Raw genomic sequence first — 13,054 nt, forward strand, 5'->3', positions numbered from 1 at the left:
GAATGCCATGAACGCCATTCACCAGCATCTTGTCGACACCTATCGCGCGGCCCGCTGGGGCGAGCGCACCCCTCCCCAGCCGGGCCGCGACGACTGGCAGGTCCTGCGCGAGCTCCTTCCGGGGCGGGCGGCGCCAGGGCGGGCCGGTTCGCCGGAGGGGGCCGGGCCGATGGAAGGGGCCGGGCCGATGGAAGGGGCGGAGGGAGGGGCGGGACCGGGGGAGCGGACGGGGAGCAGGGGGTGGAGGGCGCGCCGCGCGAGGCGGGCGCGGCGGTAGGCGGGGTGGTGGGCGTGGTGGGGTGGTGGGCGCGGCGGTAGCGGGGTGGTGGCGCGAGATGGTGGGGGCGCCGGTGGGCGAGGCGCGCCCGGTCCGCTCCGGTGCGCCGGGGGTGTCCGCCCGCTGGGCCGATCCCCCGGCGGGCGGACGGGGTCAGGGCGCCAGCCTCCGCAGGAAGTCGCCCACCGCCTTCCGTACATCCTCCGCGTCCCAGGTCAGGCCCTCCGCCTGGACCGTCACCTCGGTCATCGACATGCCCGGCAGCTCGCCGCTCTCGTACCAGCCCCGGAAAAGGGTCACCCCGGTCTCCTCCGCCTGCCGTACCGAGGCGTCGTCCAGCCTCTCCTTCGGATAGGGGAGCCAGACCTGGAACTGGTGGGTCCGCGGGAGCGAGGGCTGGACCCGGAACCAGGGCAGGCCCGCCTCACGGAGGGCGGACTCCAGGGCCGGGGCGATCAGCCGGGCGTGGGCGACGTAGGACGGCAGCCGGGGCAGCTCGCGTGCCAGGCCGACCAAGGCCGAGAGCGCCACCGGGAACTGCTGGAAGAGCTGGCCACCGTAGCGGTGACGCCACGCGCGGGCCTCGTCCATCACCTCGGCGGGACCCGCGAGCGCGGCACCGGAGAGACCGCCGAGCGACTTGTAGAACGACACGTACACGCTGTCGGCGAGGGCGGCGATCTCCGCGAGATCACGGCCGAAGTGGGTCTCGCACTCCCACAGCCGCGCGCCGTCGAAGTGGACGACGGCGTCCCGTTCCCGTGCCGCCGCCACCACCTCCTGGAGCTCCTCCCAGGACGGGAGGGCGAATCCGGCCTCCCGCAGCGGCAGCTCCAGCATCAGCGTCCCGAACGGCTCCTCGCACTCGGCGACCTCGGCCGCCGTGGGCAGGGAGTGGGGACGCGACGTCGGGTGGACCGTACGCAGCCCGCTGACCACGGAGAGCGCGTCCCGCTCATGCACCTGTGGATGGGACCGGGGGTGGAGGGCCACGGTGTCGTTCCCGGTGCGCCCCGCCCAGCAGCGGAGCGCGACCTGCTGGGCCATGGTGCCGCTCGGGAAGAACACCGCCGCCTCCATACCGAGGCGGTCGGCGACCCGGCGCTCCAGCTCCGCCACGATGCCGTCCCCGTAGATGTCGACCGTCTGGTCGAACGCGTACACCTCCCGAGACTCCGCCGTCAGCGCGGAGAGCCGCTCTCCGATCGTGTACTCGGCCGAGGAACGCCACAGCGCCCGTTCCGACCCCCGCCACGCGGCCAGACGCCGCTTCCGGTCGGCCGCAGCGTCGGGCCGCTCGTCGGGTCGGTAGTTGTCGGTCTGGTCGTCGGTGGCGGTGGCGGTGTCGGTGGCGGTGTCGGTGGTGTCGGTGCCGTCCTGGCGGGCGGGCTGGTCATCGCCCCTTTCGTCGGTTCGTTCACCAGCCCACGCTTCGCCCTGGTCGGCGGGGCGGGGGGACGGAGGCCGCCGCCCCGCCGTGATCTCCCCGGCCGGAACACCCGGCTCGCTCCCATCCTGGTCCGCCCTGTGGGGCTGGTTCGAGCCTGAGGCCTGGGCAGGGCCGGGAGTCGCGTCCTGGGCAGGGGCCGGGTCCAGGTCCGCGCCCTGGTTTCCTTCCGGGGCCAGCTCCGGGTCCGCGTGGCTGCCCTGGTGCGCGCCTCGGTCCATGCCGTGTTCCACGCCCTGGCCGCCGCCCGGGGGGCGGCCAGGGCCGGGCCGGGTGCCGGGGGTGTCCGCCCCGCCCGGGGGAGAGGTCGCCACAGCGTCGGGCCGGGGCTGGGGCTCCCGGTGGCTCGTCGCCGGTTCACCGGGCCGGGCCTCCTGCTCCCCGCGATGCTCGTCCGCCCCGCCCCGCTGATCGCTTGTCTCGGTCATCCGCCGATCATCGCCCACAGCCTGTGGACAACCCGAGGGGTTTTCGGTGCTGGCGTAGCATGACGGCACATCGTCCGGTACCCGCCGCGGACTGGAACGGAAGGCCGTACCACGTGAACCCCACCCCACCACACGACCCGCTCGACGCGCAGAGCAGACCCGCCCGTCTCACCGTGGGCATCGTCGGCGCGGGTCGGGTCGGACCGGCGCTCGCCGCCGCGCTCCAGCTCGCGGGACACCGGCCCGTCGCCGTCTCGGCGGTTTCGGACGACTCCCGCCGCAGGGCCGCCGCGCTCCTGCCCGAGGTCCCGGTCGTTCCGCCCGCCGAGGTGCTGGCCCGTGCCGAGCTGGTGCTGCTCACCGTTCCGGACGACGCGCTGCCCGGGCTCGTCGAAGGGCTGGTGGAGACCGGTGCCGTACGGCCCGGCCAGCTGCTGGCACACACCTCCGGCCGGTTCGGCGCCCGGGTGCTGGCCCCGGCCACCCGTGTGGGCGCGCTGCCGCTCGCACTGCACCCCGCGATGACTTTCACGGGCACCAGCGTGGACGTCCAGCGGCTCGCCGGGTGCTCCTTCGGGGTGACCGCCCCCGACGAGCTGAGGCTCGCGGCCGAGGCGCTGGTCATCGAGATGGGCGGGGAGCCCGAGTGGATCGCCGAGGAGGCCCGGCCGCTCTACCACGCCGCCCTGGCCCTCGGCGCCAACCACCTGGTCACGCTGGTCGCCCAGTCGATGGAGCTGTTGCGCACAGCAGGGGTGTCCGCGCCTGACCGCATGCTCGGCCCCCTTCTCGGCGCCGCCCTGGACAACGCCCTGCGCTCCGGTGACGCCGCCCTGACCGGTCCGGTCGCGCGCGGTGACGCGGGCACCGTGGCCGCCCACGTCGCCGAGCTGCGCAAACACGCACCAGGCACCGTCGCGGGCTATCTCGCGATGGCCCGCACCACCGCCGATCGCGCCCTCGCCTATGGCCTCCTCAAGCCGGAGCTGGCCGAGGACCTTCTCGGTGTCCTCGCCGAGGACGCGCCCCGATGACCAGCCTCGTTCACCCAAGAGGGCGCCAGGCGCCGCTCACCGGAGTGGCGGGTACCGCGCCTCCACCAGGACCTGCGCGTCTCGCGGCGGGTGCCCCGGCCGGAGCTCGCACCGCGACGCCTCCGTCCCGGCTTCGCTCCACGGGCCGCCCGGCGTCCGGGTGGCCCTCGATGACGCGTGCGAAGCCCATGCGCGCGTCGGCGCCGACTGGCGCGCTGACCGGCCCGGCCCCGGCCCCACGGACGGCCGGCCCCGCAGGCCCCTTCTCCCTCTCTCCCCACCCTCTCCTCCGCCAGGTGAACCCCAGCGGGCGGCGATGCACCCGCCCGGTGGCGGCCATGGCTGATCAGCGGGCTATTGCCGTCGTAGGACCCCCTTCGGGGCGGCCTGCCCTGGCAGCCTCACCTCTTCTCTCCCTGCCGGCCCGATCTCTCACGGTGGCACCTTGACCATGACCAGTGCTCTCGTCCTCGTACCGACCATCGCCGAGCTGGACGCCGCCCTCGGCGCGCGAACCTCCGGTGACGACTCCCGCACGGCCGTCGTGATGACGATGGGCGCGCTCCACGAGGGGCACGCCGCCCTCATCCGCGCGGCCCGGGAACGGGTGGGGCGCGAGGGGCTCGTCGCCGTCACCGTCTTCGTCAATCCGCTCCAGTTCGGGGTGGGCGAGGATCTGGACCGGTATCCCAGGACCCTCGACGCCGATCTCGTCACCGCCGCCGGCGCGGGCGCCGATCTGGTCTTCGCTCCCTCGGCCGCCGAGATCTACCCGGGGGGACAGCCCGCGGTGACGATCACCGCGGGGCCGCTCGGCGAGCGCCTGGAGGGCGCCAGCCGCCCCGGTCACTTCGACGGCATGCTCACCGTCGTGGCCAAGCTGCTCCACCTCACCCGTCCGGATGTGGCTCTCTTCGGACAGAAGGACGCCCAGCAGCTCGCCCTCATCCGCCGGATGGCGCGCGATCTGAACTTCCCCGTGGAGATCGTCGGGGTGCCCACCGTGCGTGAGGCCGACGGGCTCGCCCGCTCCAGCCGCAACCGCTATCTCTCCCCAGCCGAACGCACCACCGCCCTCACCCTCTCCCGTGCCCTCTTCGCGGCCCGTGACCGACTCGCCGCCCAGCTGGCGCTCGCGGCACGGGCGGAGGCCAGCGGTGGCACCCTCGCCCGCGCTGCCGCGCTCTCGGCGATAGGGGAGGCCCGTGCCGCCGCTGACGCCGCCGCGGTCGCGCAGGCCGCCCACGCCGGGGCCGCGGCCGCCCGGGCAGCGGCCCGTGCGGTCCTCGACGAGGCCGCCCGTGCCACTCCGCCCCTCGTCCTGGACTATCTCGCCCTCGTGGACCCCGCCGACTTCACCGAAGTCCCCGACGACCACACCGGTGACGCGATCCTCGCCGTCGCCGCCAAGGTCGGCATGACCCGTCTGATCGACAACCTCCCTCTCAGCTTCGGAGCTCCCTCGTGACCCTGTCACCCGCGTACGGCACGGGCATACGGCTGGCGGCCCCCGCCCCCGGGTGGGCCCTCACCGCCGATGTCGTTGTCGTCGGCTCGGGTGTCGCGGGTCTGACCACCGCGCTTCGCTGCGCGGCGGCCGGGCTGACCACCGTCGTGGTGACCAAGGCCCGGCTCGACGATGGCTCCACCCGGTGGGCCCAGGGCGGGATCGCCGCCGCGATCGGCGAGGGCGACACACCCGAGCAGCACCTGGAGGACACCCTCGTCGCGGGCGCCGGTCTCTGTGACGAGGAAGCCGTACGCGCCCTGGTCACCGAGGGGCCCGACGCGGTACGGCGGCTGATCGCCACGGGCGCCCGCTTCGACACCTCGGCGACCGGCGAGATAGCCCTCACCCGCGAGGGCGGTCACCACCGCAGCCGCATAGCGCACGCGGGCGGCGACGCCACCGGCGCCGAGATCTCCCGCGCCCTGGTCGAGGCGGTCCGCGCCGCCGGACTGACCACTGTGGAGAACGCACTCGTCCTTGACCTCCTGACCGATTCCGACGGCCGCACCGCGGGCGTCACCCTGCATGTCATGGGCGAGGGTCAGCACGACGGTGTCGGCGCGGTCCACGCTCCCGCCGTCGTCCTCGCCACCGGTGGCATGGGCCAGGTCTTCGCCGCCACCACCAACCCCGCCGTCTCCACCGGCGACGGCGTCGCGCTCGCCCTGCGCGCCGGGGCGGAGGTCTCCGACCTGGAGTTCGTCCAGTTCCACCCCACCGTGCTCTTCCTCGGCCCCGACTCCGAGGGCCAGCAGCCCCTCGTCTCTGAGGCGGTCCGGGGTGAGGGAGCCCATCTGGTCGATGCCTCCGGCACCCGCTTTATGCTCGGCGCCCACGAACTCGCCGAACTCGCCCCCCGCGACATCGTCGCGAAGGCGATCATGCGCCGGATGCGGGGACAGGGCGCCGACCACATGTACCTCGACGCCCGTCATTTCGGCGCCGAGATGTGGGAGCACCGCTTCCCCACCATCCTGGCCGCCTGCCGTGCCCATGGCATCGATCCGGTCACCGAACCCATCCCGGTCTCACCGGCCGCCCACTACGCCTCGGGAGGCGTACGGACTGATCTGCGCGGCCGCACCACCGTCCCTGGGCTGTGGGCCTGTGGCGAGGTCGCCTGCACCGGGGTGCACGGCGCCAACCGGCTGGCGTCCAACTCCCTTCTCGAAGGTCTGGTCTTCGCCGAGCGCATCGCCGATGACATCGCCTCCCTCGCTCCTCTCACCGCCCCGCGGCCCGTTCCGCTCACCACCTCCTCCGATTCCGTGCTTCCGCTGATCGCCCCCGAGGCGCGGTCCCGGATCCAGCGGACCATGTCCCAGGGAGCGGGTGTGCTGCGCTCCGCCGCGAGCCTGCGGGAGGCCGCCGACACGCTGGGAGCGCTCGACCGCTCCGCCACGGCCGTTGACCGCGAGAAGGACGCCGAACCCGGGGTGGACTCCTGGGAGACCACCAACCTGCTCTGTGTCGCGCGGGTGCTGACCGCCGCCGCCCTGCACCGCGAGGAGACCCGCGGCTGTCACTGGCGCGAGGACCACCCTGACCGTGATGACACCACCGGGCGCCACCATGTCGTCGTGCGCCTCGCGCCCGACCGATCGCTCCTCGTCACGCGGACGGAGAGCACCACGTTTCCGCCGACAGCCATGAGGGAGTCCCAGCCGTGAGCACGCCCCAAGAACGACCCACCCCCGTCGACGTACCGCTGATCCAGATCGGCTGTGGGGACTCCTGCGGCTGCGGAACCGACCCGTCCGACGCGGAGGAGTACGCCTGCGGCCTGGACCCCGCCCTGGCCGCTCTGCTCACCGCCTCCGGGCTCGACCCCGTCCAGGTCGAGGACGTCGCACATCTCGCGCTCAGTGAGGATCTCGACGGCGGGGTGGACGTCACCACCGTGGCGACCGTCCCGGAGGACGCGGTCAGCACCGGTGACTTCACCGCCCGTGAGCCCGGGGTGGTCGCGGGCATCCAGATCGCCGAGGCGATCCTCTCCGTGGTCGCCACCCGTGAGTTCGCGGTCGAGCGTCATGTCGCCGACGGCGACCGTGTCGAGGCTGGCCAGAAGCTCCTCTCCGTCACCACCAGCACCCGTGAGCTGCTCACCGGCGAGCGCAGCGCCCTGAACATCCTGTGCCGCCTCTCCGGGATCGCCACCGCCACCCGCGCCTGGGCCGATGCCCTGGAGGGGACCGGGGCGAAGGTGCGCGACACCCGTAAGACGACACCCGGACTGCGGGCCCTGGAGAAGTACGCGGTCCGGTGTGGCGGAGGGGCCAACCACCGGATGTCGCTCTCCGACGCGGCCCTGGTCAAGGACAACCACGTGGTCGCGGCGGGCGGAGTCGCGGCGGCCTTCAAGGCAGTCAGGCACGCCTTCCCCGAACTGCCCATCGAGGTCGAGGTGGACACCCTGGACCAGGTCCGCGAGGTCCTGGAGGCGGGCGCCGACCTGATCCTGCTGGACAACTTCTCCCCGGCCGAGACCAAGGACGCGGTGGAGATCGTCGCGGGCCGCGCGGTCCTGGAGTCCTCCGGGCGACTGACCCTCGCCAACGCCCGCGCCTATGCGGAGACGGGGGTCGACTATCTCGCCGTCGGCGCCCTGACCCACTCCGCGCCCATCCTGGACATCGGTCTCGACCTCCGTGAAGCCGATGAGGCGGATCTCTGATGCTGCTCACCATCGACGTCGGTAACACGCACACCGTCCTGGGCCTCTTCGACGGCGAGGAGATCGTCGAGCACTGGCGCATCTCCACCGATGCCCGTCGTACCGCGGACGAGCTGGCGGTGCTGCTCCAGGGCCTGATGGGCATGCACCCCCTGCTCGGGATGGAACTCGGTGACGGCATCGAGGGGATCTCCATCTGCTCCACCGTCCCCTCCGTCCTCCACGAACTGCGTGAGGTCACCCGGCGGTACTACGGTGATGTGCCGTCGGTCCTCGTCGAACCCGGCATCAAGACCGGGGTGCCGATCCTCATGGACAACCCCAAGGAGGTCGGCGCGGACCGGATCATCAACGCGCTGGCGGCGGTGGAGCTCTATGGCGGCCCCGCGATCGTCGTCGACTTCGGCACCGCGACCACTTTCGACGCGGTGAGCGCACGGGGCGAGTACACCGGTGGGGTGATCGCCCCCGGTATCGAGATCTCGGTCGACGCCCTCGGCGTCAGGGGCGCGCAGTTGCGCAAGATCGAGCTGGCCCGACCGCGCAGTGTGATCGGCAAGAACACGGTCGAGGCGATGCAGTCCGGCATCCTCTACGGCTTCGCCGGGCAGGTCGACGGTGTGGTCCGCAGGATGAAGCGGGAGCTGACCACGGGCGATCCGGACGATGTCACCGTGATCGCCACGGGCGGTCTGGCACCGATGGTCCTCGGTGACGCGGCCGAGATCGACGAGCACGAGCCATGGCTCACGCTGATCGGGCTGCGACTGGTCTACGAGCGGAACGTCTCGCGCATGTAGGGGAGTGTCCCGTTGACGGAGCACTGTCCGCGGGGCGCTGACCGCGGGCGCACGCGCGTCGCCCGAGGACCGGCCGGGTGGTGCGTCGGGTGGTGCGCCCAGGCCGGGCGGCATGGGGGGAGAGACCGGCCTGGATGACCGGGTCGGCTCGGAGGAACGAAGTGGTCTGGCGAAGCGGAATGGCCCGGAGGAACAGAGCGGGCCGGACAGGCCCGCCCAGCCGGACAGGCCCGCCCGGCCGCGTAAGGGGGGAGAGCCCCGCCGGATGCCGATTGGGCGGACGGGGGCGGACCGGGCGCTGAGGGCCGGACCCGGACAACGGTCGGGCTCATGTGTTCGTGTCATGCCGAAAGCTTCGCCCGAACCCGGTCATTCGTGCCGCGCGCTGTCCACAGCGGCCTTGATCCATATGACTAATGGCCTGAGCTGTGGACGGTCAGCTCCCGGCCTCATCGGATTCAGGGCATGGTGGTCACAACTCCTCGCCACCCGTCGCTGATCCGGCGGGGAGGATCCCACCTGCTCCCCGCCCGGATTCCGGTCGAGGCCCTCGGCCCGTCTCCCCTCGGTTCCGGCGAGTTCTCCGACCCGTTCCGACACCGGATTCCCGATCGGGTCCGACGGCCTTCTACCGGTTCGGGCGGCCAGTCCGGGCCACAAGCTCGGTTCTCCTTCCGACCAGGATTCCGGCCGGAGGACGCCGTGCCCGCCCGCCGACCGGGGCGGATGCGGCTCCTCGACCGGGCCGGCCTCACAAGGGCTGGAACGAGCGAGAGCGAGGCAGGAGCCCACCGGCCCCCGGGAGGTCCGTGCCCTCCCGCTGGCCGGACCTCGCCCGCTGGCCAAACCTCACACGCGACACCCGTCCTCCAGTAGTTCACCTCCATCTCCCCCTCGTCGAAAGGACTCCGGCTCGTCGAAAGGACTCCGGCACGCCCGAATAACCACCATTAAGTGAATTTTGTCCACCCTCCACGTATCGTCGGGCCATGCCCACGCCATACGGATCCCGCGGCGGTATGGCCTTCAGCGCAGATGAGCTGCGTGTGCTCCGACGCGCCCTCGCCGTCGCCCTCCACCCCACCTCCCTCACCCCTGAGGACGTCCAGGGCTGCCACCGCCTGGCGGGCTCTCTCGACGAGGCCACGCGCGAGGCCGCCCGGCTGCGCGCCTTCCTCCTCGCCGACCTCGCCCGGTACCGCGACGCCCTCCCCGGTTCCATCACGGGATATCTGGAGTTGCTCCAGGACGCCCTGGCGGCGGGCTACGACCCGCGCCCCGAGGATCTCGCCGCCCTGCGGACCCTGCGGACGAATCCCGTCGCCGACGTGGTCCTGGAGCGCTGTCAGATCCTCGCCGAGCACTCCGTGCGCGGCCGCCTGGCCCGACGAGTCACCACTCCAGCACCTCGCACCCGCCTCTTGGCGCTTCCTGGCGGACGGGTCGATGAGCCTCGTCGGTCCGGGGAGCCGTACGAGCCGTTCCTGGCCGCCGATGAGTCCGCCGCCAAGCCCACCCCCGAGCGTCGGCCTCAGACGCCTCAGCGTCGGCCCAAGCCGGAGCCGGCCACACCGAGTCCCGCTCCCAAGCCCACCCCGGGTGAGCGACCCGTCCCCAAGCCCTCCGAGGTCTTCCCGCCGCGCCGCCGCCCCGCGCCCCCACCGGAGCGGCTCGCGGCGGGCTAGCTACTCTGGGAGTCATGGACTACGTATCCGCCCTCGTGCCGCCCGTGGTGATGGCCACCTTCTTCACCGCTCTGATCGTGACCATCGTCAAGAGCCAGGGCGGCCCGAACAAGGCCAAGGAGGATGCGATCGTGGACGCCACGATCGCCCGCGCCGAGGCCACCCGTCAGACCCCGCGTACGGACTGACCTGGCACGGACCGCCCGCGCGGTCCACCTCGTCCACTGCCCCTGCCTCACAAGACAGGGGCGGTGGAGTCGATGGCCCCTTCCCGGAGGCAGGCCGTCGGCTCCACCGCGCCACCCGAATCGGTCCTTTGGTCAGCCGCTCCGCCGGGCCGCCCAGTCGTCACGCCTGGATCCGGTGTCGCCAGCTTTCTCGACGCCGTCGGGTCGGCTACGCCACCGGATCTCCGCCCCCGGCCCTGCGGTCCACCCTGGCGACCTCCGCCGGATCTCCGGCCCCGCCGCTCGGACTCTTTCCCCGCGCCGCTTCCCCTTCCCCGTGCGTCCGCTCACGCATGGTTGATGGGATGGGCGGGGCGCCGCAGCATGCTCGCCAGCACGTGCGCGCGGTTGACACCGCACCATCATGCGTCCTTTTTGTTACGTCATTACCTGCCATTCTGGTTTTGCCCACTATGGTGGAAATGTGCCCCGTCAATTGGGAGAGCTCGAAGACGCCGTGATGACGCGTGTCTGGCAGTGGAACCGTCCGGTAACTGTCCGGGAAGTCCTGGAAGACCTTCAGCAGGAACGGTCCATCGCCTACACGACCGTCATGACGGTTATGGACAATCTTCATCAGAAGGGCTGGCTCCGCAGGGAAGTCGAGGGCCGCGCCTATCGATATACCGCTGTATCCACTCGCGCCGCCTACTCCGCCGCGCTGATGAACGACGCGTGGTCCCAGAGCGACAACCCCGCCGCCGCGCTGGTCGCCTTCTTCGGCATGATGTCTCCCGAGCAGCGGGAGTCGCTCCAGGCCGCTGTCCGTATGGTCCAGGTGGATCGGGTCGCCGTGCCCGAGGATCCTCCCGAGTCCGGTGGTGATGGAGCGGAGCCGCCCGCCGAAGGCGGAGCGGCTCCGGAGCGATAACGTCACCGTATGCCTTATGCCGCAGCAAATGCCGTCACCGTCAGACGGGCCCGGACCACCGATGTGCCCGCGGTCCGTCGACTCGTGGATCCCTACGTACGGGATGGCATCCTGCTCGACAAAGCGACCGTCACACTTTACGAAGCCATCCAGGAGTTCTGGGTCGCGGAACGCGACGAGGACGCCACCGTCGTCGGCTGCGGTGCGCTACACGTGATGTGGGAAGACCTCGCGGAAGTGCGGACTCTCGCCGTGGATCCGCAGTTCAAGGGGGCGGGGATCGGCCATCAAGTACTGGACAAGCTGCTCCACACCGCGCGCTGGCTCGGTGTGCGCAAGGTTTTCTGCCTCACCTTCGAAGTGGACTTCTTCGCCAAGCACGGCTTCGTGGAGATCGGTGAGACACCGGTCGACGGAGATGTCTACGCGGAGCTGCTCCGTTCCTATGACGAGGGTGTCGCCGAGTTCCTGGGGCTCGAACGGGTGAAGCCCAACACCTTGGGCAACAGCCGGATGCTTCTGCACCTGTGATCACTGCTTGCGGACGATCCCTATGTCCGAATCGCGCACGTTTCCCGCGTTCTTGAGGTTCTGAACCTCTGCCAAGGGTTTGAGTTTTTCAAGAAAAAGCGGTTTCCTTTCCGCGTACTGCATTTTCGATGAAAGGAAATCCGGTGGCACAGAAGGTTCAGGTCCTTCTTGTCGATGACCTCGACGGCGGCGAGGCGGACGAGACGGTGACGTTCGCTCTGGACGGCAAGACCTACGAGATCGACCTCACCACCGCCAATGCGGACAAGCTCCGCGGTCTCCTTGAGCCGTATGCCAAGAACGGTCGGCGCACCGGTGGTCGCGCCGCTTCGGGTCGTGGCAAGGGACGCGCGTCGGTGAGTGGCAACAAGGACACCGCCGAAATCCGTGCGTGGGCCAAGGCCAACGGTTACGAGGTCAACGACCGAGGCCGTGTCCCGGCCACGGTCCGTGAGGCGTACGAGAAGGCGAACGGCTGAGCGGGACGCTCAGCACTCTCTTAGTCGGCCGAGTATTCGCACGCTGGGTATTCGTGCGTGTGCGCGCTTCGCGGCGCTCGCGCATTCGTACGCAGCAAACGGGCCCGGTGGCACTCCGTGGCCACCGTGTCCAGGAGTCGTACGAGATCGGGGCCGTGGCCCTGGTTGGCACCCGGACCGCGCCCGAAAGGGGACAGCGCCGGGAGCGTCGGCTCCACCTCGCGCCCCGGCACGGGGGGCCGCAGCCAGTGCGCGGCCTCCCGGGAGCCGGTCCCTCCGCCTCCGGCGGGCGGCATGGGGACCACGGTGCCCGGAGGTGGTGGGGCGGTCATCCGCCCTCCGGCGCCCCGGGCGGTCAGTCCCAGGGTGATCCCGCCCCACTCCAGCCAGTCGAGCAGTCCCGGCAACTCGTCGGCGCTGCCCGTGGCCACCAGCAGCCCTAGACGTCCGTCCGCGACCGCGACCGGCCCGGTAGGGCAGCCGAGCGCGTCCAGGCGCCGCAGCGCGGCCTTCCCGGCCTCCAGGGGTGCTTCCAGGACGTCGAAGCGGGATCCGGTCAGCAGGCCCACGGGTGGGCCGTCAGTGGACGCCCAGTCGAGCACGGTCTCGTACCATCGCGCCCACGGTGTCATGGCACCGTCAGCTCTGCCGGTTCCGTGCGTTCCGTGCGTTCCGCGGGCCCCGTCGGAACCGCGTCGTGCGGACCCCTGGCTTCCACCGGGAGTGCCGAAAGGGGCGCGGGGCTGTGCAACGGTCCGTGACATATTCCGGGAACTCCCGGCCACCTCCGGGAGTTACGCAGGGTGGGAGGGTGACCGCGGTGGGTCGTTGTCACAGGGGGTCAGTGCCGGCGGTACGAATAGTGCGGGGTGGGGGATGTCGTACGGATCGCCGTGTGGTTGTTCGCCCATAGCTGAGGGGAACCGTGCGCGCGGCATGTTCTGTCAGTGCCAGCGGGTAAGACATTCCTAGTGGGGAGGGGCGACACGCTCGCAGGGCGGCCTTACGTTCGCCATCGGCGTACTGATGGAGAGAGTAACTGCCTGGCCTGCGGGAACATCGTCTCGCACCATCGGGTTGGAGCAGTT

The 13,054-nt window shown here is 71.4% G+C and carries 12 protein-coding genes; 10 read left to right on the forward strand and 2 right to left on the reverse strand.

Annotation, left to right across the window (positions count from 1 at the left end):
- Positions 1–430: 430 nt before the first annotated feature.
- Positions 431–1,540, reverse strand: coding sequence for a threonine aldolase family protein (locus ACFVIM_RS01975; RefSeq protein WP_384297388.1), 1,110 nt, complete (start codon positions 1,538–1,540; stop codon positions 431–433).
- Positions 1,541–2,265: 725 nt separating this feature from the next.
- Between ACFVIM_RS01975 and ACFVIM_RS01980 the strand changes: the two genes are divergently transcribed.
- From ACFVIM_RS01980 to ACFVIM_RS02025, 10 genes are all read left to right on the forward strand, one after another.
- Positions 2,266–3,186, forward strand: coding sequence for a Rossmann-like and DUF2520 domain-containing protein (locus ACFVIM_RS01980; protein WP_384297334.1), 921 nt, complete (start codon positions 2,266–2,268; stop codon positions 3,184–3,186).
- A gap of 451 nt (positions 3,187–3,637) precedes the next feature.
- Positions 3,638–4,654 carry a pantoate--beta-alanine ligase gene (gene panC, locus ACFVIM_RS01985; RefSeq protein WP_384297336.1) on the forward strand — a complete coding sequence of 339 codons (1,017 nt, stop codon included), beginning with the start codon at positions 3,638–3,640 and terminating at the stop codon, positions 4,652–4,654.
- Positions 4,651–6,366 carry an L-aspartate oxidase gene (locus tag ACFVIM_RS01990; protein ID WP_384297337.1) on the forward strand — a complete coding sequence of 572 codons (1,716 nt, stop codon included), beginning with the start codon at positions 4,651–4,653 and terminating at the stop codon, positions 6,364–6,366. Before panC ends, ACFVIM_RS01990 begins: the two co-directional genes overlap by 4 nt.
- Positions 6,363–7,373 (forward strand): carboxylating nicotinate-nucleotide diphosphorylase, encoded by a 1,011-nt coding sequence (gene nadC / locus ACFVIM_RS01995; RefSeq protein ID WP_384297339.1) that lies wholly within the window; start codon positions 6,363–6,365, stop codon positions 7,371–7,373. The genes ACFVIM_RS01990 and nadC overlap by 4 nt, the downstream gene beginning before the upstream one ends.
- Positions 7,373–8,173: a type III pantothenate kinase gene (locus ACFVIM_RS02000; protein ID WP_384297340.1), complete on the forward strand. Its 801-nt coding sequence runs from the start codon at positions 7,373–7,375 to the stop codon at positions 8,171–8,173. The genes nadC and ACFVIM_RS02000 overlap by 1 nt, the downstream gene beginning before the upstream one ends.
- 1,019 nt (positions 8,174–9,192) lie before the next feature.
- The gene (locus ACFVIM_RS02005) at positions 9,193–9,858 is read left to right on the forward strand and encodes a hypothetical protein (protein WP_384297390.1); all 666 of its coding nucleotides are present in this window, start codon (positions 9,193–9,195) and stop codon (positions 9,856–9,858) included.
- Positions 9,859–9,872: 14 nt separating this feature from the next.
- Positions 9,873–10,046 carry a hypothetical protein gene (locus ACFVIM_RS02010; RefSeq protein ID WP_384297341.1) on the forward strand — a complete coding sequence of 58 codons (174 nt, stop codon included), beginning with the start codon at positions 9,873–9,875 and terminating at the stop codon, positions 10,044–10,046.
- Positions 10,047–10,509: 463 nt separating this feature from the next.
- Complete coding sequence (locus ACFVIM_RS02015; RefSeq protein ID WP_384297343.1) at positions 10,510–10,956, forward strand: BlaI/MecI/CopY family transcriptional regulator; 447 nt, start codon at positions 10,510–10,512, stop codon at positions 10,954–10,956.
- Between the two features lie 9 nt (positions 10,957–10,965).
- A complete protein-coding gene (locus ACFVIM_RS02020; protein WP_384297345.1) occupies positions 10,966–11,487 on the forward strand; it encodes an amino-acid N-acetyltransferase in 522 nt (173 codons plus the stop codon).
- Positions 11,488–11,630: 143 nt separating this feature from the next.
- Complete coding sequence (locus ACFVIM_RS02025) at positions 11,631–11,966, forward strand: Lsr2 family protein (RefSeq protein ID WP_384297346.1); 336 nt, start codon at positions 11,631–11,633, stop codon at positions 11,964–11,966.
- Positions 11,967–11,986: 20 nt separating this feature from the next.
- Here the strand turns inward: ACFVIM_RS02025 and ACFVIM_RS02030 are convergent, their stop codons facing one another.
- Positions 11,987–12,730 carry an SCO3374 family protein gene (locus tag ACFVIM_RS02030; RefSeq protein WP_384297348.1) on the reverse strand — a complete coding sequence of 248 codons (744 nt, stop codon included), beginning with the start codon at positions 12,728–12,730 and terminating at the stop codon, positions 11,987–11,989.
- Positions 12,731–13,054: the final 324 nt, after the last annotated feature.

This window comes from Streptomyces sp. NPDC057638, from assembly GCF_042800315.1.
Classification (GTDB): Bacteria; Actinomycetota; Actinomycetes; order Streptomycetales; family Streptomycetaceae; genus Streptomyces.

Bases quoted from the DNA above. Each gene is read 5' to 3' on its own strand.
- panC (WP_384297336.1), top strand. From the start codon at position 3,638: ATGACCAGTGCTCTCGTCCTCGTACCGACCATCGCCGAGCTGGACGCC.
- ACFVIM_RS02000 (WP_384297340.1), top strand. From the start codon at position 7,373: ATGCTGCTCACCATCGACGTCGGTAACACGCACACCGTCCTGGGCCTC.
- ACFVIM_RS02005 (WP_384297390.1), top strand. From the start codon at position 9,193: ATGGCCTTCAGCGCAGATGAGCTGCGTGTGCTCCGACGCGCCCTCGCC.
- ACFVIM_RS02010 (WP_384297341.1), top strand. From the start codon at position 9,873: ATGGACTACGTATCCGCCCTCGTGCCGCCCGTGGTGATGGCCACCTTC.
- ACFVIM_RS02020 (WP_384297345.1), top strand. From the start codon at position 10,966: ATGCCTTATGCCGCAGCAAATGCCGTCACCGTCAGACGGGCCCGGACC.
- ACFVIM_RS02030 (WP_384297348.1), bottom strand. From the start codon at position 12,730: ATGTCACGGACCGTTGCACAGCCCCGCGCCCCTTTCGGCACTCCCGGT.